This window comes from Arthrobacter sp. MMS24-T111 (genome assembly GCF_054888995.1).
The window spans coordinates 2,362,808-2,388,988 of sequence record NZ_JBTZRO010000001.1 but is presented as its reverse complement, the minus strand read 5'-3'; the positions used below and the strand labels follow the sequence as shown (position 1 = coordinate 2,388,988).

Here is a 26,181-nt window from a genome sequence, read left to right as displayed (position 1 = left end):
GCGACAGCCTGGCCGCCTCAGGCGTCCGAGAGGTGCGCGATGGTGGCGGCCGCCCGGCGCTGGGCAGCGAGCGGTACGTCCTGGACGATCTCCGCGAGGAAGCCGAAGCGCCGAAGCCACTGGCTCGTCTGCCGTTCGGGGCGGGCGTTGGCGCGTTTCCACCAGTCGGCGATGTCGCCCCAGCCCGGGGCTGCCAGCGATCCGCCCACCTCCTGCACCGCCAACGATGCGCACAGGTTGGCGAACCGCAGCCGGTCCCCCAGCGGCCAGCCGGCCAAGGTACCCACGATGAATGCGGCATCGAAGCAGTCGCCGGCACCGGTGGGGTCATGCGCCTTGACCGGAAGGGACGGCACCCACTCTTCCTCCCCGGTTTGGGAATCAACCGCCATGGCGCCCTGGGCGCCAAGCGTCACCACAGCCACCGGAACCCGGTCCGCCAGGGCGTAGAGGGCGCTCCAGGGGTTGTCCTTGCCGGTAAGCGCCATGGCCTCGCGCTGGTTGGGCAGGAAGGCGTAAAAGTGCTGCAGGTTCTCGAGCCGCACCGGCGCCCACTCCCCGCTGGGATCCCAGCCAACGTCGCCGAACAGCCGGACTCCCGCCGCGTGGGCCGCTTTCGCCCACGGTTCCACTTCGACACCCAGTTCCGCGATGCCGGCAAGTGCCCGCGGCGGGTCCCCGATCAGCTCGGAGTTGGTCACCGGCGCCGAATGCCCGTGGGTGACCATTGAGCGGTCCTGGTCCACACACAGGGATACCGTCACCGGGGAATGCCAGCCCGGGACGCGGCGGGAAAGGCTGAGGTCCACGTGTTCCTGGCTGGACAGGATCTTCCAGTTGAAGTCGCCGTACCCGTCATCGCCGAAGGCTGCGGCCAGCCCGGTCCGCAGGCCCAGCCTGGCGGCGGCGATGGCCTGGTTTGCCACCCCGCCCGGACAGCTGCCCATGCCGTCGCTCCAGACTTCCGTCCCGGGCTCCGGTCCGTGCGGCAGGCCGGTGAAGATGATGTCCTGGAAAACGGTCCCGGCCAGCAACAGATCGAATCCCGGCTCGACGGGTGAACGGACGGCGGCCAAGGGATCGAACGGGCGTGCGGGAATCGCGTCCATGTTCGGCACAATACGCCGTGGCGCCATGCGGCGGTAGGGGCGAAGGAACGCTGTGGACAACCTGTCCGGCAGGGGTCCTAGACTGCATGGTATGCGGCTTATGATTGCGGGCGGCGGGGGATTCCGCGTGCCCCTGATATACCGGGCACTGACGTCCGGCCGCTATTCCGGGCTGGTCGCCGAGGTGGTGCTTTACGACGTCGATCCTGCCCGGCTCAAAGCCGTCACCGCCGTCCTGGCCAGCATGCCCGGCGGCTCGGGTGCCGGGCCTGCCGTGCACGCCACCACCGATCCCGCCGGGGCCCTGGCCGGAGCTTCCATGGTGTTCGCCGCGATCCGGCCCGGCGGCACCGCAGGCCGGATCATCGATGAAAAGGTGCCGCTGGGCCTGGGCCTGCTCGGCCAGGAAACAACAGGAGCCGGCGGGATTTCGTACGCCCTGCGGACCATTCCCCCCATGCTGGAGCTGGCCCGCCTGATGCGGGAACATTGTCCGGACGCGTGGCTGATCAATTTCACCAACCCCGCGGGGATGGTCACGGAGGCGCTGCTCCCCGTGCTGGGGCACCGGGTCATCGGAATCTGCGATTCAGCGGCCGGCCTGGTGCAGCGGGCTGCTTCGGCCGCCGGTGTCCCCCTCCGGAGGGACGATTGGGCGGCGTCGGGTACTACGGGCTTAACCATCTTGGCTGGCTGTACCGGCTTGAAGCCCGCGGCCGGGACGTGCTGCCGGACCTGCTCGCCAACGCGCCGGCCCTCCAGTCGTTCGAAGAAGGCAGGCTCTTCCCGCAGCCATTCCTTGCCAGCCTGGGCATGCTCCCCAACGAATACCTGTACTACTACTATCGGCGCGACGCCGCCCGGCAGGCCATGGACGCCATGGCGCAGACCCGCGGCGAGGCCATCCACAGCCAGCAGCAGGAGCTGTATCCCCGGCTTGCCGCGGCCGGCCCGGACGCCTACCGGCTGTGGGAAGAGGCCCGCCGGTCCCGCGAAGAGGGATACCTGGCCGAGGCCCGTGGTGCCGGCGAGCGCCGGAACGAGGAGGACCTGGCCGGCGGCGGCTATGAGCGTGTTGCCCTTGCGGCCATGCGCGCCCTCGCCGGCGGCGGGGACACGCAGCTGATCCTCAACACCCGCAACGTCCTCCCGGCCGCCGGCCAATCCGCCGAAGCGGCCGCGGAACGTCCCGTTCCCCTGCCGGCCCCGGCAGACCCGGGTATTCCCCAACCGGCCATCCCCGGCCTGCCGGCGGACGCCGTCGTCGAAGTTCCCTGCGCCGTCACCCCCGCCGGCGCTTTCCCCCTGTCCCAGCAGGCGCCCGCCGGACCGCAGCTCGAACTGATCCGGCAGGTCAAAGACGTCGAACGGCTCACCGTCACGGCCGCTGCCGAGGGCAGCCGCGAGGCCGCCGTGCAGGCCTTCGCCCGGCACCCGCTCGTGGCTTCGACAGACCTGGCCGCCCGGCTGCTGGACGGTTACGAGCAGGCGTTTCCGGCGCTGGGGAAGATCTGGGCGGGCGGTGGGCGTTGGGTGAAGGAGTAATGTTTTATCGAATGTGCACTCGACCGGCTCCGCTCACGCGCGCCGGCGGCCGGAAGGAGGTCCCGTGGCACTGATCCGCAGGGTCGCTTTGCTCTCCCTCCACACCTCCCCCATGGAACAGCCCGGTTCCGGCGATGCCGGCGGAATGAACGTCTACATCCGTGAGCTGGCTTCGGCGCTGGCGGAGGCCGGTGTTGAGGTCGAAATCTTCACCCGCGCCACCTCTCCCGACCAGCCCGCCGTCGAACACCCGGATCCCGGCGTCTGCGTCCACAACGTCCTGGCCGGACCGCCCACCAAGGTCCCCAAGGAGGAGCTGCCGGGCTTGCTGCACGCCATGGTGGCTGAAATCGAGCAGATCCGCCGCCGCCAGCCGCACGGCCGGTATGACGTCATCCATTCGCACTACTGGGTGTCCGGGATCGCCGGGCTTGAGCTGTCACGGCTCTGGGACGTGCCGCTGGTCCACACGATGCACACCATGGCCAAGGTCAAGAACTTGCTGCTGGAGTCCGGCGAACAGCCCGAACCCCGCCGGCGCGAGTTGGGCGAGCACCGCATCGTGGAGGGAGCGGCCAGGCTCATCGCAAACACCAGTTCCGAGGCCGCCGAACTCGTGTCACACTACGGTGCCACCTACGACCGGATCGACATCGCGCCGCCGGGCGTGGACCTGAGCACCTTCACCCCGGCGTTCCGGGCGCGGTCCAGGGCGGAGCACGGCGTGGGCCCCGGCACCTTCCATTTGGTGTTTGCCGGCCGGATCCAGCGGCTCAAGGGTCCCCAGGTCCTGGTCAAGGCCGCGGCGCTGCTGCGCAAACGCCGCCCGGACATCGACCTTCGGGTCACCATCCTGGGCGCCTTGAGCGGCAACAAGGAATTCAACCTCCGCTGCCTGGTGGCGGAGGCGGGAATGGACGACGTCGTCACGCAGCTTCCGCCGGTGAAGGCACCTGAGCTTGCATCCTGGTTCCGCGCGGCGGACGTGGTGGTGATGCCTTCCTTCAGCGAGTCCTTCGGCCTCGTGGCCCTTGAAGCCCAAGCCTGCGGGACGCCCGTGGTGGCCACCCGGGTGGGCGGCCTGTCCCGCGCAATCTTCCACGGCCGGACCGGGCTCCTGGTGGACGGGCACCATGCGGCGGACTGGGCGGATGCCCTCGAAGCGCTGTACGACGATCCCGCCACCCGCGAGGACCTGGGCCGGGCGGCGGCCATCCGCGCCCAGAGCTCCGGCTGGCAGCGCACGGCCGCCATTACGCTCGAAAGCTACCACGCCGCCGTCGACCATTACTCGGGTCACCGCCTCGCCCCGGCCGTGCCGGCCTCCTGACAACCCTCCGCCCTAGCTTCGAAGGCCACTCCCGTTGACGGCTGTTCCCTCAGAGCCGGCCCGGGTGCTGTTAGCTTAGGGGCAGGTGTCCGGCGCCGGCCGGTACAGGAAAGGACAAGGATGTCTGGTCTTCCTTCTGACCTTGAGATAGCCCGGGCTGCCCGGATCCGGCCCATCGGGGAAATCGCTGCGGCGGCCGGGATCAACGCCGACGCCCTGGAACTCTACGGGCGGTATAAGGCGAAAATCGATCCGGCCAGGCTTGATGCCCCGGCACCGCACGGCAAGGTGGTGCTCGTGTCCGCCATGTCCCCCACCCCGGCCGGGGAAGGCAAATCCACCACCACTGTGGGACTGGCCGATTCGCTCGCCCGCGCCGGCCACAAGGTGATGATCGCGCTGCGGGAGCCGTCCCTGGGACCCGTGCTCGGGATGAAGGGCGGAGCCACCGGCGGGGGTTACTCGCAGGTGCTGCCCATGGACGAGATCAACCTGCACTTCACCGGCGACTTCCATGCCATCACCTCGGCCAACAACGCGCTCATGGCGTTGGTGGACAACCACATCTACCAGGGCAATGCCTTGAACATCGATCCGCGCCGGATGACGTTCAAGCGCGTGCTGGACATGAACGACCGGTCGCTGCGCGAGGTGGTCATCGGGCTGGGCGGTCCAACACAGGGGGTGCCGCGGCAGGACGGGTTCGACATCACGGTGGCGTCCGAAATCATGGCCGTCTTCTGCCTGGCAACGGACCTGTCGGATTTGCGGACGCGGTTGGGCCGGATCACGTTCGGCTACACCTACGACCGGACGCCGGTGACGGTGGCGGACCTGGGCGTGGAGGGTGCCTTGACCCTGCTCCTGAAGGAGGCGGTCAAACCCAACCTGGTGCAGACCATCGCGGGGACTCCCGCTTTGGTGCACGGCGGGCCCTTCGCCAATATTGCGCATGGCTGCAATTCGCTCATCGCCACCCAGACGGCGCGGCGGCTGGCGGACCTCGTGGTGACAGAAGCCGGTTTCGGTGCCGACCTGGGGGCAGAGAAGTTCATGGACATTAAGGCCCGGTATGGCGGCCTGGCTCCGTCCGCCGTCGTGGTGGTGGCCACCGTGCGGGCGCTCAAAATGCAGGGCGGCGTGGCCAAGGACGCACTGACGCGCCCGGACCTGGCCGCGCTTGAGGCAGGCGTGGCGAACCTGCGCCGGCACGTGCACAACGTGGAGAAGTTCGGGGTCACTCCGGTGGTGGCCATCAACAGGTTCTCCTCCGATTCGCAGGAAGAACTGGACTGGCTGCTGGCCTGGTGCCACGCGGAGGGCGTGCATGCCGCCGTCGCGGACGTGTGGGGCCGCGGAGGCGGTGGCGACGGCGGTGACGAACTCGCCGCGCTGGTGGCGCGGGCGGTGGAGGCTCCCGGCAAATTCCGGCACTTGTACCCGTTGGAATTGTCTGTGGAGGACAAAATCCGGACCATCGCCCAGGAGATCTACGGGGCAGACGGGGTGGACTTCTCCGTGCCGGCCCTGAAGCGGTTGGCCGATATCGAACGGAACGGCTGGAGCGGGCTGCCCGTGTGCATGGCCAAAACCCAGTATTCCTTCACGGACGACGCCTCCCGCCTGGGCGCCCCGAAGGGCTTCACCATCCACGTCCGGGATTTGCTGCCCAAGACGGGCGCGGGCTTCATCGTTGCGTTGACGGGTGCCGTGATGACCATGCCCGGCCTGCCACCCGTCCCGGCTGCGCTCCGCATGGATGTTGACGCCGACGGCAACCCGGTGGGCCTCACCTGAAACCCCCGCTCACTTCTTGCCCCTCTCCAACGAACCCCCGCTCACCTCTTGCCCCTCTCCAACCAACCCCCGCTCACCTCTTGCCCCTCTCCAACGAACCCCCGCTCACTTTTGACCAAAACCGAGTGAGTGCCTGTGGATAACTTCCAACGGGCCCCGGCTGTTTGAATAAGAATGCAATATGCGATCCCAGCCGCCCCTGCCCTCCCATCTGGCCACCAGTCCGTTCACCCTCGAAAGTTCCAGGGGCGCAGGGCTGCCCTACAGCCGCTTACGGCGCGCAGATGTTGAGCACGTAAGCCGCGGGCTTTACCGTCCGGCCGGTTGGGATTTCTGTCTTGAGGAGGCCGCCCGCAGTTTGTCGGAGGCCACGCCTGGCGCGTGGATTTCCCATGTCACCGCCGCTCGACTCCGGAGTTTCGTCCTGCCGCCTTGGCTATCAGATTCCAACGAGCTTCACCTCAGTAAACCCAGCGTTTTTCCCGGCGCACGCAGGAGGGGCATCCATGGCCACCGGGTCATCGTGAAGCCGGGCGAGATTGAGTGCGTTGAAGGGATGTGGCTCAGCACCAGGGCCCGGACGTGGCTGGACATGGCACGGCAACTCCCATTGAACGATTTGGTGGCTGCGGGAGACCAGCTCATCCGGATACCCCGGCCGGACTTGGAAGGCAGGGAGGGCGCGTACTCAACACTCGAGGAGTTACGGTCCTTGATAGGCCGACATCCAAATCTTCAGGGCGTTGTCCGCGCCCGGCAAGCATTGGACCTGATGCGGGTAGGGGCGGACTCTGCGCCGGAGACATTCCTTCGGTTGTCCATGCTGGACGCGGGTCTTCCTGAACCGGAGCTGCAGATTGAACTTCGTCCGGGGGACCCCCGCTCGCCATCGGCCGACCTCGGCTTTCGTCTGCACAGAGTCGCTATTCAGTACGACGGCGCCCATCACCTTTTGGAGCCACAGCAACAGATCGATCGGCGCAGGAACAAGGCCTTCGAACGAGCCGGTTGGACCGTCATCATCGTCGAAAAGGCTGATCAGGAGGACGGTTTCGCCGGAGCGCTCAAGAGAGTCAGGCGTGCCCTAAGGAATTCCGCCACCAATCCTATGACTGCCTCGGGCTTCGCCAACGAGTGAACCACGCAGGACGGAGCACCGCACCATCAGATATTCGCGGAAAACACGTCAAAGGTGAGCGGGCGTCCCGGGAAAACACGTCAAAGGTGAGCGGGGGTGATTAAGCAGGAACGCTCCCCCACCTGTACGGGTGAGGGAGCGTTCGAGGGGTGCTAGCGTTCGAGGTCGCCGCGGATGAAGGCTTCGACCTTTTCGCGGGCGAGGTCGTCGTTGAACTGCTCCGGCGGGGACTTCATGAAGTAGCTCGACGCCGACAGCAGCGGGCCGCCAATTCCACGGTCCAGGCCGATCTTCGCCGCACGGATCGCGTCGATGATCACACCGGCCGAGTTCGGGGAGTCCCAGACCTCAAGCTTGTACTCCAGCGACACCGGGGCGTCACCAAAGTTCCGGCCCTCCAGGCGCACGAATGCCCACTTGCGGTCATCGAGCCACTGCACGTAGTCCGACGGGCCGATGTGCACGTCCTTGGCAGCCAGTTCCGCCTCAACGTTCGAGGTCACGGCCTGGGTCTTGGAGATCTTCTTCGACTCGAGCCGATCGCGCTCGAGCATGTTCTTGAAGTCCATGTTCCCGCCGACGTTCAGCTGGTACGTCCGGTCCAGGGTCACGCCGCGGTCCTCGAACAGCTTGGCCATGACGCGGTGCGTGATGGTCGCACCGATCTGGCTCTTGATGTCGTCGCCCACGATCGGCACGCCTGCGGCGGTGAACTTGTCGGCCCACGCCTTGGTTCCGGCGATGAAGACCGGCAGCGCGTTGACGAACGCGACGCCGGCGTCAATTGCCGCCTGCGCGTAGAACTCTGCCGCCTTCTGTGAACCCACGGGCAGGTAGCAGACCAGGACATCAACCTTGGCGTCCTTGAGCGTCTGGACCACGTCCACGGGCTCTTCGGTGGATTCCTCGATGGTCTCGAGGTAGTACTTGCCCAGCCCGTCCAGGGTGTGGCCGCGCTGGACCGTCACACCCGTGGGCGGGACGTCAGCGATTTTGATGGTGTTGTTCTCGCTGGCCAGGATGGCGTCGGAAAGGTCAACGCCGACCTTCTTGCCGTCAACATCAAACGCGGCAACAAATTCAACGTCGCCCACGTGGTACTGGCCAAACTCAACGTGCATCAGGCCCGGAATGGTTTCTGCGGGATCGGCATCCTTGTAGTACTGGACGCCCTGTACCAGCGAAGCGGCGCAGTTACCCACGCCAACGATTGCAACACGGATCGGATGTGAAGACACAAAACTCCTTTGGGAACAAACGTCAGCCGGCCGGGTATGGCTCCGCAGGAAGTCCGACGGCGGCCGGCTGGCACGGCGCCGCACGGCGCCTTTTCATACTACCCAACGCAGCGGGACCCGGCGCTGTTGCGCCGGGTCCCGCTGCGTAAGAGCTTCGTCAGGGCTGTCCGTTGAGGACGGACGCTACGACTTCTGCTTCCAGAGGTTGATGTCGGACTCCACTGCGAACTCGTCGATGGCATTAAGTTCGTCGGCGGAAAAGTCGAGGTTGTTGATGGCGGAGAGCGTGTCTTCGAGCTGGCTGACGCTGGAGGCGCCCACCAAGGCAGAGGTGACCGGTGAACCCTTCGGCTGGTCCCGCAGGATCCAGGCGATGGCCATTTGGGCCAGTGATTGTCCGCGGCCCTCGGCAATGCGCCGCAGCCCGCGGACCCGGTCCAGCTTCTCTTCAGTGATGGAGTCCTCGGAAAGGAACCGGGCCTTGGCGGCACGGGAATCTTCCGGGATGCCATGGAGGTAGCGGTCGGTGAGCATCCCCTGGGCGAGGGGCGAGAATGCGATGGACCCGGCGCCCACTTGGTCCAGCGCCTCGTACAGGTTGGGCGATCCGTCCTCGGTCCAGCGGTTCAGCATGGAGTAGCTGGGCTGGTGGATGAGCAGCGGCGTTCCCATCTCCTTCAGGATCCGGGCCGCCTCAAGCGTCTGCTCAGGAGTGTAGGAGGAGATGCCGGCATAGAGTGCCTTGCCGGACCGGACCGCGTAGTCCAGGGCGCCCATGGTCTCTTCCAGCGGCGTCTCGGGATCGGGCCGGTGGCTGTAGAAGATGTCCACGTAATCAAGGCCCATGCGTTGCAGCGACTGGTCGAGGCTGGAGATCAGGTACTTGCGGGATCCCCACTCGCCGTACGGGCCGGGCCACATGTAGTAGCCGGCCTTGGTGGAGATCACCAGTTCGTCGCGGTAGGGCTTGAAGTCGTCCTTGAGGTGGCGGCCGAAGTTGGTTTCGGCGGAGCCGTCCGGGGGCCCGTAGTTGTTGGCGAGGTCGAAGTGGTTCACGCCGAGGTCGAAGGCCCGGCGCAGGATGTCGCGCTGCTCTTCAAAGCGCTTGTCGTCGCCGAAGTTGTGCCAGAGGCCCAGGGAGATGGCAGGGAGTTTGAGTCCACTGCGGCCGACACGGCGGTAGGGCATGGATTCGTAGCGGTTGTCCGCTGCTGAATAAGTCATGGGTTCCATCCTGCCAGTTGTGACGCGCTGCACATCGCGTGTTAGCGCTCAGCAGAAAAGTTACGCCGCGGATGCCCGCGGCGTAACTTCTCCTTCCTAGGACGCGAGGATGGCCGCGCTCCACGGAGCCAGGGCCAGGGTGCCGCCGTCCAGGCCGGTTCCTTCATCCGTGGCCAGCAGGACGTTCCCCGAAGCGTCGAGGCGTACCTTCGCATCCGTGAAATTCACCAGCACCTCAACGGAACCGCGGCGGAACCGCAGCCAGCCGGCGTCGTCGTCGAACTCCACCTGCGTGCCGTCAAAGCCAAGGCCTGCCAGGTCCGGATGGGAGCGGCGCAGCGCCGTCAGCGACCGGTACTGCTCCAGCAACCGGGCGTGCTCGCCCGTGGTGGCCTCGCCCCAGTCCAGCTTGGAACGGTGGAAGGTTTCCGGGTCCTGCGGATCGGGCACGACGGCGGGATCCCACCCCATGCGCTCGAATTCCCTGATGCGCCCTTCCGCGGTGGCTTTTCCAAGCTCCGGTTCGGGATGGGAGGTGAAGAACTGCCACGGCGTGGTGGCACCGTATTCCTCGCCCATGAACAACATGGGCGTGAAGGGCGAGGTCAGGGTGAGCACCGCAGCCACGGCCAGTTGCCCGTAGGACAGGGACTGCGAGAGCCTGTCCCCCGTGGCCCGGTTGCCGATCTGGTCGTGGTTCTGGTTGCAGACCACCAGTGCCGCCGGGTGCACCAGCGCGCCGTTGATGGGCCGCCCGTGGTGCCGGCCGCGGAAGCTGGAGTAGCTGCCGTCGTGCAGGAACCCGTCTTTGAGCACCTTGGCCAGCACGGCCAGGGATTCGAAGTCGGAGTAGTAGCCGGTGGTTTCGCCGCTGACATTGACGTGCACCGCGTGGTGGAAGTCGTCGCTCCACTGGCCGGCGAGGCCGTACCCGTTGGCGTCCCGGGGGTAGATCAGGCGCGGATTGTTCAGGTCCGATTCGGCAATCAGGGTCTTCGGCAACCCGGTTTCCGCCGAGACAGCGTCGCCCAAACCGCCCAACTCCTCGAGGATGTGCACTGCGCGCTCATCCCGCAGCGCGTGCACGGCATCGAGGCGGAGGCCGTCCACGTGGTAGTCGCGCAGCCACAGGGCCGCGTTGTCCAGGATGTACTCGCGCACCACATCCGAACCCGGCCCGTCCAGGTTCACCGAGTCGCCCCAGGTGTTGGCATCCCCCTGTTTCAGGTATGGGCCAAACTTGGGCAGGTAGTTGCCGCTGGGCCCCAGGTGGTTGTACACCACGTCCTGGATGACACCGAGCCCGGCGGCATGGGCGGCATCGACGAACCGCTGGTACGCGGCCGGCCCGCCGTAGCCCTCGTGCACGGTGTACCACTGGACGCCGTCGTAGCCCCAGTTGTGCGTTCCGTTGAACCCGTTGACCGGCAGGAGCTCCACGAAGTCGATGCCCAGGTCCGCCAGGTAGCCCAGCTTGTCCACGGCGGCGTCCAGGGTTCCTTCGGGGGTGAAGGTGCCCACGTGGAGTTCGTAGATCACGGAACCCTGCAGGTCCTTGCCGCGCCAGTCCGTGTCCAGCCACTTGTAGGCGGCAGGATCGTAGGTGCGGGACAGTTTGTGCACACCGGCGGGCAGGCGGCGCGACCTTGGATCCGGGACGGGAGTGGAGTCGCCGTCCAGCAGGTAGCCGTAGTCCACCTCGCCGCCGGCCGGGGCCTCAGGCGCGGTCCACCATCCCTCGGAGCCGGGAGCCGTTTCCATTTTCTGCATGGGGTATTCACGGCCATCGGCCTGCAGGACCACCGATGAAGCATCCGGCGCCCACACATCGAACCGTCCGGGGCCTGCGTTGACGAGCGTCATTCGTTCCCTCCATCCAGGGGGACCAGCAGGGCCACCGGGTAGGTGCCCAGCAGCTCGGCCACGGCAACCTGGCCCGGTCCATAGCCGGCGCCCGTCAGTTCGTCGCGCATGGCAGTGGAAAGGTCGACGGCGGTGTCCCGCCAGCCGCCGCCCGCTTCCAGTCCGGCGGGGAGCCGGGTGGCAAGTGCCAGCGCCCCGGTGGAGGCGCCGGTTCCGCGGGAGAACGCGAGCAGGTGCTCTGCTGCGGCCCCGGTGGCGGCCACGGGGCTGTAGCCCTGGAACAACTCGGGCTGGTCCCGCCGCAGGCGCAACGCACGGGAGGTGACCAGGAGCTTGCTGGCTTCCGTGCCCGCGGCCGGCAACTGCCCGGCGTCGAGCTTTGCCAGCTCCGCCTGCCGGACGGCAAAGTCCACCGGCCGGCGGTTGTCCGGGTCCGTGAGCGACCGTTCCCAGAACTCGCTGCCCTGGTACACGTCCGGCACACCCGGCATGGTCAGCTGGACCAGCTTGGCCGACACCGAATTGGCTGCGGAGAAGGCGTCGATGCGGGCCACGAAGTCGGCGACCACCTTGGCAACCTTCGCGTCGTCGAACACCGCATCCACGGCGGCCTTCACCTTGGACTCGAAGTCCTCGTCGGGATCGGTCCACGCGGTGGAGTTGCCCGCCTCCCGGGCCGCCTTTTCCGCATACCCCTGCAGCCGCTCACGGCTTGCAGGCCAAGCACCTACGATTGCCTGCCACAGCAGGTTCTCGTAGGGGCCGTCCGGGATCGGTGCCAGGCCGCGCAGCGTCTCCAGCGTTTCTGCCCACTCCTCAGGGAGTTCGGCGATGACCGAGATCCGGGCCCGGGCGTCCTCGCTGCGTTTGGTGTCGTGGGTGGACAGGGTGGTCATGGACAGCGGCAGGTCCTGCTGGCGCCGCTGCATCCGCCGGTGGAACTCCTCCGGGGCCACGGCGAATTCGGTGGGTTCGGCGCCCACCTCGGTCAGGGTGCCCAGCCGGGTGTAGCGGTAGAACGCGGTATCCTCCACGCCCTTGGCCATGACCATGCCGGAGGTCTGCTGGAACCGGATGGCGATGGGGTTGGCAGGGTCCAGGAGCAGCGGGAGGAGGGTGCCCACCGCGACGTCCAGGTCCGGCCGGTGCGCAGCGGCGGACTCGCAGGCTTCCTTCAGGATGTCGGCGCCTACCGGCAGGTAGGACCTGTACACCGGGAAGGACGCGATGATCTCGGCGATGGCGTCGGCCGCCTGGTCCACGCTGAGCCCATGCGATTCGGGAACCAACCGGGCCAGCCGCAGCACCTCCGAACGCAGGATGCCATCGGCAATCATGCGCTTGGTACCGCGGATCATGGCGGCATAGTCCGCCGGTTCCGCGGTTCCACGCAGGCTGGAATCCAGGGCGTCGAGGGCCTGTTGGCCTGCAGGGTCCACGAAGACCCGGTCCACGTCGGCCAGCGCGTCGTAACCGGTGGTGCCCTCGCAGGCGAACTCCTGGGGCAGGACTTCACCCGGTTCCAGGATCTTTTCCACCAGGACGTACGCTCCGCCGCTGAGGTCCTTGAGCCACCGGAGGTAGCCGGCGGGATCCGCGAGGCCGTCCGGGTGGTCCACGCGGAGGCCGTCCACCAGGCCCTCGGTGAACCAGCGGCCCACCTCGGCATGCGCCTGTTCGAAGACCGAAGGTACCTCGACCCGGATCCCGGCGAGGGTGGTCACCGCGAAGAAGCGCCGGTAGTTCAGCTCGGCATCGGCACGCCGCCAGTCCATCAGTTGGTAGTGCTGGCGCGCGTGGACGTCCTGCGGCGAATCCCCTTCGGTGTACGTGCCCTCGGCCAGCGGAAAACGGTGGTCGTAGTAGCGGAGTTCGCCGTCTTTGACCTCAAGCTTGTCCAGGTCTGCGTCCGATCCGAGCATGGGAAGCCGGACTTTTCCGCCGCCCAGTTCCCAGTCGACGTCGAAGGCTTCGGCGTACGGGGACTCGCGGCCTTCCTTCAGCAGTGACCACCACCACGGGTTCTGTGGCGGGGAAGCCACGCCCACGTGGTTCGGCACGATGTCCACCAGGACGCCCATGCCGTGCTCGCGGGCCGCTTTGGAGAGCGCCAGGAGGCCTTCGGGGCCGCCCCGGTCGGGGTCGACGGCAGAGGGGTCGGTTACGTCGTAGCCGTGGTCCGAGCCCTGCTCCGCCGTGAGGATGGGAGACAGGTATACCCAGTCAACGCCGAGGTCCTTCAGGTACGGGACTTTCGCTGCGGCGTCGAAGAGGGTGAAGCTGCTCCGGATTTGTAGCCGGTAGGTAGAAGTCGGCGTCCTCATTTGCCGGTTGCCTTTGTGGCACCCGTTTCGGTTGCCTTTTCGTCGGCTGCGCCGGCTGCGTCAGCGGCTTCGGTGGCTTCGGTTGCCCGGGCCTCGCTCGCCTCCGCTGCCTTGGTCTGGGCCTCCACCATCTCCCCCTGGGCCTCTTCGTGTTCGGCCATGGAGGCCAGCGACGCGGCTGCCGAGGTGTCAACTTCAGCCTCGGGGCCGGAGTAGGCGCGCAGTACCACCATCGACTTGGCATCCAGTTCCAGGGTTGCGCCGGCTCTGAGCGGTTCGTAGGCTTCGGCCTGCGCTGCCGTATCGATCAGGACTTCCCAGTACTGGGAGTATTCGTCCGAGGGCAGGCAGAAGTCCACGACGTCGTCGTGGGCGTTGAACGCCATGATGAAGCTGTCGTCGGTGATGCGGCGGCCGCGTGAATCCTGCTCCTGGATGCCGTCGCCGTTGTAGAACACGCCGATGGTCCGGCCGAAGCCGCTTCCCCAGTCCTCGGGCCGCATCTCGGTGCCGTCGGTCTTCAGCCAGACGATGTCCGGGAGCTTTTCGCCCTCACCACGGACTACCGGGCGGCCGTCGAAGAAGCGGCTGCGGCGGAAGGTGGGGTGGTCGTGCCGGAGCTTGTTGACGAACGCGGTGAACTCCACCAGCGGCTGGTCCATGGCTTCCCAGTGGATCCAGCTGAGCTCGGAGTCCTGGCAGTAGGTGTTGTTGTTGCCCTGCTGCGTGCGGCCCAGTTCGTCGCCGTGCAGCAGCATCGGCACGCCCTGGGAGAGCATCAGGGTGGCGATGAAGTTTCGCTGCTGGCGGGCCCGCAGGGTCAGGACCTTGTCGTCGTCCGTGTCGCCTTCAACGCCGCAGTTCCAGGACCGGTTGTGCGATTCGCCGTCATTGTTGCCTTCGCCGTTGGCCTCGTTGTGCTTCTCGTTGTAAGAGACGAGGTCGCGCATGGTGAAGCCGTCGTGGGCGGTGACGAAGTTGATCGAGGCCACCGGGCGGCGCGCGGAGCTTTCGTAGAGGTCCGCGGAACCGGTCAGGCGGGACGCGAATTCGCCCAGGGTGGCGGGTTCGCCGCGCCAGAAGTCACGGACCGTGTCGCGGTACTTGCCGTTCCACTCCGTCCATTGCGGCGGGAAGTTGCCCACCTGGTAGCCGCCGGGGCCGACGTCCCACGGCTCGGCGATGAGCTTGACCTGGGAAACGATCGGATCCTGCTGGATGAGTTCGAAGAACGTTGAGAGCTTGTCCACGTCGTAGAACTCGCGGGCCAGGGTGGAGGCGAGGTCAAAGCGGAAACCGTCCACGTGCATCTCGGTGACCCAGTAGCGAAGGGAGTCCATCAGCAGCTGGAGGGAGTGCGGGTGGCGGACGTTCAGCGAGTTGCCCGTGCCGGTGTAGTCCATGTAGTGCTTGAGGTCGTTGTCCACCAGGCGGTAGTAGGCCTGGTTGTCGATGCCCTTGAAGGACAGCGTGGGGCCCAGGTGGTTGCCTTCGGCGGTGTGGTTGTAGACGACGTCGAGGATCACTTCGATGCCGGCCCGGTGCAGGTCGCGGACCATCGCCTTGAACTCCTGGACCTGGTGCCCGACGTCGCCGGTGGCGCTGTAGGTGTTCTGCGGGGCGAAGAACCCGATGGTGTTGTAGCCCCAGTAGTTGTTGAGGCCCTTCTCCACCAGGGTTCCGTCATTGACGAACTGGTGGACGGGCATGAGCTCGATGGCGGTGACGCCAAGCTTCTTCAGGTGCTCGATCACGGCCGGGTGCGCCACGCCGGCGTAGGTGCCGCGCTGCTCTTCGGGAATCTCCGGGTGGAGTTCGGTGAGGCCCTTGACGTGGGCTTCGTAGATGACGGACTGGTGGTACGGAATCCGCAGCTGGCGGTCGCCGTCCCACTCGAAGAACGGGTTGATGACCACGCCGTGCATGGTGTGCGGGGCGGAGTCGGCGTCGTTGCGGGAGTCCGGGTCGCCGAACTCGTAGGAGAACAGGGCCGGGTCCCAGTCGATCTGGCCCTGGATGGCCTTGGCGTAGGGATCCATCAGCAGCTTGTTCGGGTTGAAGCGGTTGCCGCTGGCGGGATCGTATGGACCGTGGACGCGGTAGCCGTACTTCTGGCCGGGCTGGATGTGCGGCAGGTAGCAGTGCCAAACGTAGCCGTCCACCTCGGTCAGTTCGATCCGGGTCTCGGTCAGGTCATCGGCCAGGAGGCAGAGTTCGACCCGCTCGGCCCGCTCGCTGAACAGGGCGAAATTGGTGCCGGTGCCATCAAAGGTCGCTCCCAGCGGATAGGCAGTTCCAGGCCAGACTTCCATCGTGCTCCTCATTTTGTGGTCAGCAGCAGAGGGCATCGGAACGCCCCTGCTGCTGGTGCGAACTAATGCCTACCGTAGTGGTTGGCTGTGACTATTACGTTTCCGGGCTCCATATTTACTAAGCATGCTGACTTTACCCCATATTTCAGGTATACCCTCCGCGATGCGGGCCGCCGTGATGGGTCCGCCCGCCGCGGACTCCGACGCCGCCGTCCCGGCGCGCCCATGCAGCGCGGCGCCGAGTGCGGCCAGGGCGGCCCAGCGGTCGTCGTCGTCCAGGCCCAGCTGGCGGAAAGGTTCGACGGCGGACGCCGCCTGGGCGAGCAGCGCACCGATGACACCGGCCAGGACGTCCCCGCTCCCGGCGGTGGCCAGCCAGGGGGTGCCGTCAGCCTGGCTGAAGGTCGTTCCGGATGGTGCGGCCACCAGCGTGGTGGCGCCCTTGAGCAGGACCGTGGCACCGGTACGGTCCGCAGCGCGGCGGACGGCGTCGAGGGTGCCCGCTTCAACGGCCTCCCGGTCTTCGCCGCCACCGAGCCGCTGGAACAGTGCGGCGAGCTCCCCGGAATGCGGGGTCAGCACCACATGCGGCGCCAGCGTGTCCGGAAGGGCCGGCAAAGCACCTGCGTCAGCCACAACTGGAAGGCCGGAGGTGACGGCATCGCGGGCGCGGGCCAGTTGGTCGTGGTCCTGCGGGCCCATGCCGGAGCCCACGAGCCAGGCCTGCACACGGTTTTCCGCGACGCTCCCCGTGCTGCACACGACCTCGGGGCAGGATTGGCGGACCAGGTGCGCCACTGACGCCGGGCCAAGGTACCGGACCATGCCCGCGCCGGCGGCCAGCGCGCCACGGCAGGCGAGGACGGCGGCACCGGGATAGTCCTCAGAGCCGGCCACCACTCCCAGCACACCCCGGGAGTACTTTTGGGCGCGTCGGGCGGGGTGCGGCAGCAGGCCGGCCATCTCGGCAGCTTCAAGCCTGCGCAAGGACGGCTGCGGAAAGTGCCCTTCAATCCCGATCGGTACCACCAGGACGCGGCCGGCATAGTCGGCCCCGGGATCGGCCAGCAGCCCGGACTTCGCTCCCCCGAACGTCACCGTCAGGTCGGCCGCGAGAACCTCGCCGGCCGCCTCTCCGCTGTCCGCGTCGACGCCGCTGGGGAGGTCGCAGGCCACCACCAGGCCGTGGGCGCCGCCGGCTGTCTGCGCACCCGTAAGGGCCTGGACGAAGGCTGCGGCGAGTCCCCGCAGGCCGCCCTTGGCGCCGGTTCCCAGCACGGCATCTATGACGACGTCGGCGCGCGCGGCTGCCGCCGCCAGCTCCGGAAGTGCCTCTTCGGTGAGGCGGTTCACTCGGCCGCCGGCGCGCTCGAATGCGTCGAGCCCGCCCGAATGGGCGGCATCCCCGGTGAGTACCGCCGTCGTACGCATTCCCCGGGCGGCGAGGAAGGCAGCAGCGTAGAGCCCGTCTCCACCGTTGTTGCCCTTTCCCGCCAGCACCACCACGCGGGCGCCGTACAGGCGGGCACCGCGTGAACGAAGCTCATGGACGACGCCGGCGGCCAGGCCGTGAGCGGCGCGGAGCATGAGTTCCTCTCCGCGGCCGGCGGCCAGGAGGGGTTCTTCGGCTGCGCGGACCTGGGTTCCGGTGTAGGCGGTGATCATGCGGCGGCCGCCGGGTCAGCCTTCGGCCAGTACCGTCGCGGTGGCGATGCCGCCGTCGTGGCTGATGGACAGGTGCCAGCGCTTGACGCCTTTGGCCTCGGCGACCGCCAGGACGGTGCCCTTGACCTGGACGGTGGGCCCGTTCTGGTCAAGGCCGATCCAGCAGTCCTGCCAGTTCATTCCGGCGGGCGCGCCGAGGACCTTGGCCACGGCTTCCTTGGCCGCGAACCGGGCCGCCAGGGACCGGGTGTTCAGTTCCCGCTCCGCGGGGACGAACAAGCGGTCCCTTAGCCCGGGTGTGCGCTCCAGCTGGCGGCCGAACCGCTCGATGTCTACTACGTCTACCCCAATGCCAACGATCATGCGCTCATTCTACGGTGGGACCCCTCCCCGCACGCCCGGGTGGGGCGCCGTTGGCGCGGGTTCTTTCCGTTGTCCGCCGATAGCGCAATTGCGTGGCTTAACGCAGGAAGCCCCTGGCTTGTGGGCCCGGGGCTTCCAGCGGTTAGGGAGTCACCGCTACTCGACGGTGACGCTCTTGGCCAGGTTGCGGGGCTGGTCCACGTCGTACCCCTTGGCTGCCGCCAGCTCCGCCGCGAAGATCTGCAGCGGAACCGTGGTCAGCAGCGGCATGAGCAAGGTGGGGGTCTCCGGTACGTAGAAGACGTACTCGGCGTAGGCCTTGACGGCTTCGTCGCCTTCCTCGGCGATGACCAGGGTGCGGGCGCCGCGGGCACGGACTTCCTGGATGTTGGAGACCACCTTGGCGTGCAGCGAGTCGCGCCCGCGCGGGGACGGAACCACGACGAACACCGGCTGGCCTTCGTCGATCAGGGCGATGGGGCCGTGCTTGAGCTCACCGGCAGCGAAGCCCTCGGCGTGGATGTAGGCGATCTCCTTGAGCTTCAGCGCACCTTCCAGGGCCACCGGGTAACCCACGTGGCGGCCCAGGAACAGCACGGACTTCTCGCTGGCCATGCTGCGGGCCAGTTCGCGCAGCGGCCCGGCGTTGTCCAGGATCTTCTGGATCTTGGCGGGGATCTTGTTCAGGTCCGCCAGGACGTCCTTGATTTGGCCGGAGAAGATGTTGCCGCGCAGCTGTGCGAGGTACAGGCCCAGCAGGTAGGCGGCAGTGATCTGCGCAAGGAAGGCCTTGGTGGAGGCGACGGCGATTTCCGGCCCGGCGTGCGTGTACAGGACGGCGTCGGATTCACGCGGGATGGTGGAGCCGTTGGTGTTGCAGATGGAGATGGTCTTGGCGCCCTGTTCGCGGGCGTAACGGACCGCCATCAGGGTGTCCATGGTCTCGCCGGACTGGCTGATGGACACCACCAGGGTGTTCTCGTCCAGGATGGGATCGCGGTAGCGGAACTCGTGCGCCAGTTCCACCTCGGTGGGAATCCGGCACCAGTTCTCGATGGCGTACTTGGCCACCATGCCCGCATAGGCGGCGGTGCCGCAGGCCAGCACAATGATCTTGTTGACCTGCTTGAGCAGCTCCGGGTCGATCCGGAGTTCGTCCAGGGTCAGCTTGCCTTTGATATCCGAGCGTCCCAGCAGGGTCTGGGCCACGGCGTCGGGCTGGTCGTTGATCTCTTTCTCCATGAAGGAGGAGAAGCCGCCTTTTTCCGCCGAGGCAGGGTCCCAGTCAACGTGGTACTCCTTGCCCTGGGCCGGGTTGCCGTAGAAGTCGGTGATGTCCACCGAGTCCGCGGTGATGGTGACGATCTGGTCCTGGCCCAGCTCCACGGCCCGGCGGGTGTAGTCGATGAACCCGGACACGTCCGAGCCCAGGAAGTTCTCGCCGTCGCCCAGGCCCACCACCAGCGGTGAGTTGCGGCGGGCGGCCACGACGACGTCGGGCTGGTCCGCGTGCACGGCCAGCAAGGTGAAGGCGCCTTCGAGGCGCTGGCAGGCCAGCTCCATGGCGTGGGTCAGTCCGCCGTTCGCGGTGTCCCCGCCCAGCTTGTTCCGGAGAATGTCGGCCAGGAGTGCAGCGGCCACCTCGGTGTCCGTTTCGGAGAGGAAGGTGACTCCCTTTTCCAGCAGCTCGAGCTTGAGCTCAGCGAAGTTCTCGATGATGCCGTTGTGGATCACGGCCAGCTTGCCGCCATCCGCCAGGTGCGGGTGCGCGTTGCGGTCCGTGGGACCGCCGTGCGTCGCCCAGCGGGTGTGCCCGATCCCGGTCACCGTCTCGGGCAGTGGGCGCGCCTCAAGCTCAGCGATCAGGTTGCTCAGCTTTCCGGACTTCTTCCGCGACTCGATGGCGCCCTCGGACACCACTGCCACGCCGGCAGAGTCATAACCGCGGTACTCCAGGCGGCGGAGCCCCTCAAGGACAACGTCCAACGCGCTGTGACCATTAATCGCACCGTCGGTCGAACGGCCTACGTAACCCACGATTCCACACATAGGCACAAGACTATCGGCAGCGTGCCGGTTGCTCTAAACCGGTAAGCGCCGCCGCGCGGCCCACGTGACGCAGCTCGCCGCGCTGAGCAGGGGCGTCATTTCGCGATGCGCCGGGCGGGGGCAGAATCTTTAGCGTGACTTCGCAACGCAATGAAGCGAACGGGGAGGGTGCCTCTCCGTTCGTGGAAGCTGGACCGGCATACCTGGTCCCGGCTCGCAGCCCAGATGGAACAGCCCCTTAATGAAGAGGATGTGCTGCGCCTTCGTGGGCTCGGCGACCCCTTGGACATGAACGAAGTCCGCGACGTCTACCTCCCCCTCTCGCGGCTCCTGCACCTGTATGTGGAGGCAGCCGGGCAGCTGCACGCAGCCACCACCACCTTCCTGGGTGAGCAAACCCAACGCACGCCGTTCGTGATTGGCGTGGCCGGCTCCGTGGCGGTGGGCAAGTCCACCATCGCCCGCGTGTTGCGCGAGATGCTGCGCCGCTGGCCCGGTACCCCCAATGTCGAACTGATCACCACCGACGGTTTCCTGTACCCCCTGGCTGAGCTCAAGCGCCGGCAACTGCTGGACCGGAAGGGATTTCCCGAGTCCTACGACCGCCGGGCGCTGCTGCGCTTCGTTAGCGAAATCAAGGGCGGGGCCGAGGAAGTGCGGGCCCCCTGGTACTCGCACGTCACCTACGACATCGTGCCGGAAAAAGAAGTGGTGGTGCGCCGGCCGGACGTGCTGATCGTGGAGGGCCTGAACGTGCTGGCCCCGGCCCGGCCCCGGCATGACGGACGCCAGGGGCTGGCGCTGAGTGACTTCTTCGACTTCTCCATCTATGTCGACGCCAAGACCTCCTACATCGAGGAGTGGTACGTGGACCGGTTCCGGAAGCTTCGGAGCACCGCGTTCGCGCAGCCGGAGTCCTACTTCCACCGTTACGCCACCCTCTCCGATGAGGAAGCCGAGAGCACCGCGCGGGACATCTGGAAGCGGATCAATGAGCCCAACCTGGAGGAAAACGTCCTGCCCACCAGGGGCCGGGCGCAACTGGTGCTGACCAAAGAGGCAGACCATTCCATCCGCCGCATGCTCCTCCGGAAGGTCTAGCACACGTGTGCTACGAATGCGGATCGGCCACGCGCCGCAGCTTTGCCCGCTTCCTCGCGGCGGGGGCCGGGCTGACGGTCCTGGCAGCCTGCACACCGGCGGCACCTCCGGCTGAGCCGGCGTCGTCCGCTGCTCCATCCCCGTCCCCCTCCCCTGCCGCCGCCACGGCATCAGCGGGCCCGACGGCGGAAGCCGCCACGGTGGGCCAGTCGCCGGAAGCACAGTCCCCCACACCGTCGCCCTCCGCCACGCTGGCGCGGCACTTCTCGCTCGACGACCCCGCAAGCCAGTGGGTCATCGTCAACAAGCACCGGCCGCTGGCGCCCGCGGACTATGCGCCGGCTGATTTGGTGCGTCCCGCCGTCGCCATTTCCGCCTCGGGTGAAGCGGCCCTGCTGAACAGCACGACAGCGGCAGCGGCCGAGGCGATGTTCGCGGCTGCGGCGCGGGATGGCGTGGCGATGGTCCTGGCCAGTGGCTACCGCTCGTACAGCACCCAGGTGACCACCTACAACGGGTACGTCGCCGCGCGGGGACAGGCCGACGCCGACACCGCCAGTGCGCGGCCCGGCCACTCGGAGCACCAGACGGGATGGGCCTTCGACATCGGGGACGGCGGCGGGGCCTGCAGCTTCCAGCCATGTTTCGCGGACCAGCCGGCGGCCACCTGGGCGAAAGCGAACGCCTACCGGTTCGGTTTCGTCGTTCGGTATCCGTGGATGCTGCACCCGATCACGGGCTACTACTACGAGCCCTGGCACCTTCGGTTCGTGGGGGTTGAGGCGGCCACGGACATGGCGAAGCGCGGCATCGGCACGCTGGAGGAATACTTCGGCCTGGAGGCGGCGCCCGCCTACCTGTGAGGGGCGCGCAGCAGGGTCGTCCCGGGCCTGACACGCAGGGGGAATTTACCTCGGCGTCATCTGGCGGGCCGCCTGCCTGGGCTAGCGTGGTTCCCATGCTGACAGGATTCAAGAATTTCATCATGAAAGGCAACGTCGTTGACCTTGCCGTCGCTGTTGTCATGGGTACTGCCTTCGGCGCGGTTGTCACCGCACTGGTGAACAAGGTGCTCATGCCGTTCATCGCAGGGCTTGTGGGATCCCCGAACTTTGACAGCTTTGCCCGGTGGGACTTCAGGGGAAACGCCGTGGAGTTCGGCGTGCTTCTGACCGCGATCGTGAACTTCCTCCTGATTGCGGGTGCCATCTACTTTGTGGTGGTCATGCCCATGAACCACATGATCGAGCGCCGCAACCGCCGGCTGGGCATCAACCAGGGCGTGAAGGAAGAAGCCGCCGAAGACCCGCAGATCGCGCTGCTGACCGAGATCCGCGATTCCCTCCAGAGCCGGAACCCGTAACGCCATACGCAGCCTGAACATTTGTGGCCCGCTTCCCTTCCGGGAGGCGGGCCACAATTGGTTGGTCTTGGTAGTCAGTCGGCGACGAGTTCCAGTGCGAGCTCCGTCCGGACCACCTGTGCCAGGTGCTCGGCGACCCAATCTCTGTCGGCTGATCCACACGAAAGTTTCGCATATAAAGCCTAAGAGTGCTCCCGCGTCAAACTACGTTTCGTCCGTAAGCAAGTCTCGCGCTAATAATTTCCCTGAGGCCTATTAGGCTCATTGCACGGCAGCTCAACCGACGAAGCCGCGGAATAGTGACCGCGGAGCGTTGGCCCGGTGCAACTCTTTGGAAGGCATTTCGATGAATCTTCGCCAGCAGCTAAGCTCTATTGACGTTGAACGGGTGATCATGGTTCCGGTCATGACGCTGTTGTTGTTATGGTCGATCTCCGCCATAATCACGGGCGCGAATGGTGCTTCGGCTTCTGTCCTTGACACCGTGTTGCACCTTACCTACCAGGTGCTGCTAACCGTTTTTTATATCCTGCTGGTCTTTTTCCTTCTCACCAGGAAGCCTGCAATTGCCCGGAGCGGACGGATTATGCCCACGGTCGCTGCCTATGTCGGGAGCTTCCTGTCTTTCCTGTTCGTATTCGCTGGTGACTCGGAAGTACCTCAGGGATTCGCTTCGTTTGCGGTGGGGCTCATGGTTCTGGGAATGGCCTTCACCGTTTGGTCCCTGGTCACGCTCGGTAGGAGCTTTGGCGTGGAACCGCAGGTGCGAACGCTCGTACAGCACGGCCCCTATCGGCTGATCCGCAACCCACTTTATGTCGGAGAGATGGTGACTCTGATCGGCGCAGTGTGTTTCAGTCCTACGTTGTTGAAAACGGCGATCCTTTTGACACTTGCGGCAATTCAGGCCTACCGGGCGATACAGGAGGAACTGCTTCTGGAGGAGAACTTGCCCGAATATGCAGCATACAAGCTGCGAAGTAAGCGCTTCGTTCCCGGCCTCTTCTGACACATGCGGCTGGTCCTAGGGACCTCGCGTTGTAGGTCCATCCAGCCGAATGTGGCCCGCTTCCTTTGCAGGTGGCGGGCCACATTTCTTTTCACTTCTAGCTTGAGGTCAGCTCCAGTGCGAGCTCTGTCCGGACCACCTGTGCCAGGTGCTCGGCGATTGATTGGGCGGTTTCCTCGTCGGCGGCTTCCACCATCACCCGGACCACAGGCTCAGTTCCGGAGGGCCGGAGGAGGACACGGCCGGTGTCACCCAGCACTGCCTCCGCTGCCCCCACGGCCTGGGCCAGCACGTCATTGCTGCCCACTTTGCTCCGGTCCACGCCTTTGACGTTGATGAGGACCTGCGGGAGCTTGGTCATCACGGTGGCCAGTTCCTTGAGCGGCTTTCCCGTGAGGGCCACCTGTGCGGCCAACTGCAGACCGGTGAGGAGTCCATCGCCGGTGGTGGCGTAGTCGGAGAAGATCACGTGGCCGGATTGTTCGCCGCCGAGGTTGTACCCGCCGTCGCGCATGCCTTCGAGGACGTAGCGGTCCCCCACTGCCGTTTCCATGATGGTGATGCCGGCGTCGCGGAGGGCGATCTTGAGTCCCAGGTTGCTCATCACGGTGGCCACCAGGACGTTGTCCTTGAGCTTCCCGGACTTCTTGAGGGCCACTGCGAGGATGGCCATGATCTGGTCGCCGTCAACCTCATTGCCTTCGTGGTCAACAGCCAGGCAGCGGTCGGCGTCACCGTCGTGGGCGATCCCCAGGTCCGCGCCGTGCTTGACCACGGCTTCCTTGAGGGGGCCCAGGTGGGTGGAGCCGACGCCGTCGTTGATATTCAGGCCGTCGGGATCGGCGCCGATGACGATGAGGCGGGCGCCGGCGTCCTTGAAGAGCTGTGGTGAGCAGCCGCTGGCGGCGCCGTTGGCGCAGTCGAGGACAACCGTGAGGCCGTCGAGGCGGTGCGGCAGCGTGCGCAGGAGATGGACAATGTAGCGGTCCTCGGCGTCGGAAAAGCGCTGGATGCGTCCCACGTCGGATCCGGTGGGGCGGACGGCTTCCTTGCTCAGCTGGGCTTCAATGGCGTCCTCGACCTCGTCCGGCAGCTTCTTGCCGCCGCGGGCGAGGAACTTGATGCCGTTGTCCGGCGCAGGGTTGTGGGACGCGGAAATCATGACTCCGAAGTCCGCGTCCAGGTCCGCCACGAGATAGGCCGCCGCCGGGGTGGGCAGGACACCCGCGTCATAGACGTCGATACCCGAGCTGGCGAGGCCAGCCTCCACTGCGGCAGCGATGAATTCGCCGCTGGCGCGCGGGTCGCGTGCCAGCACCGCGCGCGGGCGGGAGCCGTTGGAGTTGCGGTCATGGCCAAGCACGACGGCGGCCGCCTGGGCCAGCTGCAGGGCCAGCTCAGCTGTCAGCAGGCCGTTGGCCAACCCCCGGACACCATCAGTTCCAAATAATCTAGACACCGGTCAAGTGTAGAGGATGGGGCGTTGGGCTTCGGGGGGCGGTTCCTTCAGGGGCGGCGATCTGACTATGGCCGGGCCGTAAGAAGCTGCGGTGATCGGCGAACCTTGCTGCCCACAAGACGGCCGATGTGTCCAGCAAGCAGGTGGCTTGGCCGTTCGGCAAACCGAAAGAATAATTCGGTCGCAGCCAACGAGGGCAGTACGGCCAAGGCGGTGAGGAGCAACGGGTTCGAAATATGGGACATGAAACCAATCGATACCACGATCGGCTCGTGCACCAGGTACAGGCTGAAGGATCGGGTGCCAAGCCATTGCAGGATTCGATGGTTGGCTGCACCGGCTACGGGCGGGCAGGCAATGAAAGCGAACACCAATAGCGAACCACCGATGCACGCCATGCATATCACCGTGGGAAGTTGCGGGAACAGCCACCGCGACGCCAGCAGCAGCAATGACGACGCAATGAGACCAATCCATTTGACTCGACTGAGAGTGCGTCCGAATTGTTCCAGCGAGTTCCTCCGCACTGCCATGAGTACACCGATGCCGAACATGGACATGTAAACGATTGCCGGGAGATAGGTGACCGTTCCGACAGCGATCAACGAAAAAAGCGTTAGAAGGCACGGCAGCCAAGCCTTTCTAATCCGCAGCGCCAAAACCACATAAAGAGGGAGCGTTAAGGAGAACAACATTTCCCATTGCAGTGACCAGAGTGGCGAATTGATAGAGTCTGCACCACCAATGAGGACCCCGTCAGCAAACACATTCGGAGACTCATCATGATTGAGCAGCCACAGACTAAGGTCCGGGCTCCCCGTGCGCGGGACGATCCACGCCAAGAGCAACGCAACGGCCAAGGACGCCCAGACTGGAAGGTAAATCCGGACAAATCGCTTTGCATAGTACGCCCGCCAGGTTGGCCGAGAAACTCCCAGGAAGGGAAGCGTGAGAACAAATCCGGAAAGAATAAAAAAGACGTAAACCGCCTCGGTGCCCGCCCATAGCAAGTGCGCAGGCGTGAAGGTGCTCCACCATACCCACGGTTCAGCGTTGCCAGTGTCAACACCGGTAACGGCAAGGGCCAAGCTCGGGGAGACCAGGAAGCAATGGTGAATCACCACGACTGCGGCGGCCAGTCCTCTAAGCCCGTCAAGTGCGCCGTATCGGGATGACCCCCGGTTTGCTGTCTCATCCCCCATGCGCACTGACAGTAATGATTCGGCGGTGGGCGGTCCCCAGTAGTAACTACCTGCTTCAGAGCGAAGCCGGCCAGGTGCACTACTTGATTC

General features: G+C 66.1%; 17 protein-coding genes and 2 pseudogenes. 8 read left to right on the top strand and 11 right to left on the bottom strand.

Annotated features, from left to right (window positions below; translation table 11 throughout):
- Positions 1–17: 17 nt before the first annotated feature.
- Positions 18–1,109, bottom strand: coding sequence for a carbohydrate kinase family protein (locus tag ACX5I6_RS11265; protein WP_285248676.1), 1,092 nt, complete (start codon positions 1,107–1,109; stop codon positions 18–20).
- 91 nt (positions 1,110–1,200) lie between these two features.
- Between ACX5I6_RS11265 and ACX5I6_RS11260 the strand changes: the two are divergent.
- The 4 genes and pseudogenes from ACX5I6_RS11260 to ACX5I6_RS11245 all read left to right on the top strand — a co-directional run bounded on the left by ACX5I6_RS11260 (position 1,201) and on the right by ACX5I6_RS11245 (position 6,919).
- Positions 1,201–2,654, top strand: a pseudogene (locus tag ACX5I6_RS11260) (family 4 glycosyl hydrolase).
- A 64-nt stretch (positions 2,655–2,718) separates the two neighbouring features.
- Positions 2,719–3,984, top strand: a complete 1,266-nt coding sequence (gene mshA, locus ACX5I6_RS11255; RefSeq protein WP_461840526.1) for a D-inositol-3-phosphate glycosyltransferase — start codon at positions 2,719–2,721, stop codon at positions 3,982–3,984.
- A gap of 120 nt (positions 3,985–4,104) precedes the next feature.
- Positions 4,105–5,781: a formate--tetrahydrofolate ligase gene (locus tag ACX5I6_RS11250; protein ID WP_461840525.1), complete on the top strand. Its 1,677-nt coding sequence runs from the start codon at positions 4,105–4,107 to the stop codon at positions 5,779–5,781.
- An 814-nt stretch (positions 5,782–6,595) separates the two neighbouring features.
- Positions 6,596–6,919: a hypothetical protein gene (locus ACX5I6_RS11245; RefSeq protein ID WP_461840524.1), complete on the top strand. Its 324-nt coding sequence runs from the start codon at positions 6,596–6,598 to the stop codon at positions 6,917–6,919.
- A gap of 152 nt (positions 6,920–7,071) precedes the next feature.
- Here ACX5I6_RS11245 and ACX5I6_RS11240 read toward each other — a convergent pair whose 3' ends face one another.
- The 8 genes from ACX5I6_RS11240 to glmS all read right to left on the bottom strand — a co-directional run bounded on the left by ACX5I6_RS11240 (position 7,072) and on the right by glmS (position 19,957).
- Positions 7,072–8,157 (bottom strand): inositol-3-phosphate synthase, encoded by a 1,086-nt coding sequence (locus tag ACX5I6_RS11240; RefSeq protein ID WP_461840523.1) that lies wholly within the window; start codon positions 8,155–8,157, stop codon positions 7,072–7,074.
- 183 nt (positions 8,158–8,340) lie between these two features.
- Positions 8,341–9,381 (bottom strand): L-glyceraldehyde 3-phosphate reductase, encoded by a 1,041-nt coding sequence (mgrA, locus tag ACX5I6_RS11235; protein WP_461840522.1) that lies wholly within the window; start codon positions 9,379–9,381, stop codon positions 8,341–8,343.
- A gap of 96 nt (positions 9,382–9,477) precedes the next feature.
- Positions 9,478–11,244, bottom strand: coding sequence for a malto-oligosyltrehalose trehalohydrolase (treZ, locus tag ACX5I6_RS11230; protein WP_461840521.1), 1,767 nt, complete (start codon positions 11,242–11,244; stop codon positions 9,478–9,480).
- On the bottom strand, positions 11,241–13,568 hold the full coding sequence (treY, locus tag ACX5I6_RS11225; protein WP_461840520.1) for a malto-oligosyltrehalose synthase: 2,328 nt from the start codon (positions 13,566–13,568) through the stop codon (positions 11,241–11,243). Before treY ends, treZ begins: the two co-directional genes overlap by 4 nt.
- Positions 13,565–15,880 (bottom strand): glycogen debranching protein GlgX, encoded by a 2,316-nt coding sequence (gene glgX / locus ACX5I6_RS11220; RefSeq protein WP_461840519.1) that lies wholly within the window; start codon positions 15,878–15,880, stop codon positions 13,565–13,567. Before glgX ends, treY begins: the two co-directional genes overlap by 4 nt.
- A gap of 69 nt (positions 15,881–15,949) precedes the next feature.
- On the bottom strand, positions 15,950–17,545 hold the full coding sequence (locus tag ACX5I6_RS11215; RefSeq protein WP_461840518.1) for an NAD(P)H-hydrate dehydratase: 1,596 nt from the start codon (positions 17,543–17,545) through the stop codon (positions 15,950–15,952).
- Positions 17,546–17,560: 15 nt separating this feature from the next.
- Positions 17,561–17,908 carry a holo-ACP synthase gene (locus ACX5I6_RS11210; RefSeq protein WP_018760400.1) on the bottom strand — a complete coding sequence of 116 codons (348 nt, stop codon included), beginning with the start codon at positions 17,906–17,908 and terminating at the stop codon, positions 17,561–17,563.
- A gap of 156 nt (positions 17,909–18,064) precedes the next feature.
- Positions 18,065–19,957 carry a glutamine--fructose-6-phosphate transaminase (isomerizing) gene (gene glmS / locus ACX5I6_RS11205; protein WP_285248666.1) on the bottom strand — a complete coding sequence of 631 codons (1,893 nt, stop codon included), beginning with the start codon at positions 19,955–19,957 and terminating at the stop codon, positions 18,065–18,067.
- A gap of 125 nt (positions 19,958–20,082) precedes the next feature.
- Here glmS and coaA point away from each other — a divergent pair.
- From coaA to ACX5I6_RS11185, 4 genes and pseudogenes are all read left to right on the top strand, one after another.
- Positions 20,083–21,058, top strand: a pseudogene (gene coaA, locus ACX5I6_RS11200) (type I pantothenate kinase).
- 5 nt (positions 21,059–21,063) lie between these two features.
- Positions 21,064–21,921, top strand: a complete 858-nt coding sequence (locus tag ACX5I6_RS11195) for a M15 family metallopeptidase (RefSeq protein WP_461840517.1) — start codon at positions 21,064–21,066, stop codon at positions 21,919–21,921.
- 95 nt (positions 21,922–22,016) lie between these two features.
- Positions 22,017–22,421, top strand: coding sequence for a large conductance mechanosensitive channel protein MscL (gene mscL, locus ACX5I6_RS11190; RefSeq protein WP_461840516.1), 405 nt, complete (start codon positions 22,017–22,019; stop codon positions 22,419–22,421).
- A 346-nt stretch (positions 22,422–22,767) separates the two neighbouring features.
- Entirely contained in the window at positions 22,768–23,430 is a 663-nt protein-coding gene (locus ACX5I6_RS11185) for a methyltransferase family protein (protein ID WP_461840515.1), read from the top strand.
- Between the two features lie 97 nt (positions 23,431–23,527).
- On the opposite strand, the gene glmM is transcribed toward ACX5I6_RS11185, so the two are convergent.
- A complete protein-coding gene (gene glmM, locus ACX5I6_RS11180; protein ID WP_461840514.1) occupies positions 23,528–24,889 on the bottom strand; it encodes a phosphoglucosamine mutase in 1,362 nt (453 codons plus the stop codon).
- A 65-nt stretch (positions 24,890–24,954) separates the two neighbouring features.
- The gene (locus ACX5I6_RS11175) at positions 24,955–26,091 is read right to left on the bottom strand and encodes an acyltransferase family protein (protein ID WP_461840513.1); all 1,137 of its coding nucleotides are present in this window, start codon (positions 26,089–26,091) and stop codon (positions 24,955–24,957) included.
- Between the last annotated feature and the right edge of the window lie 90 nt (positions 26,092–26,181).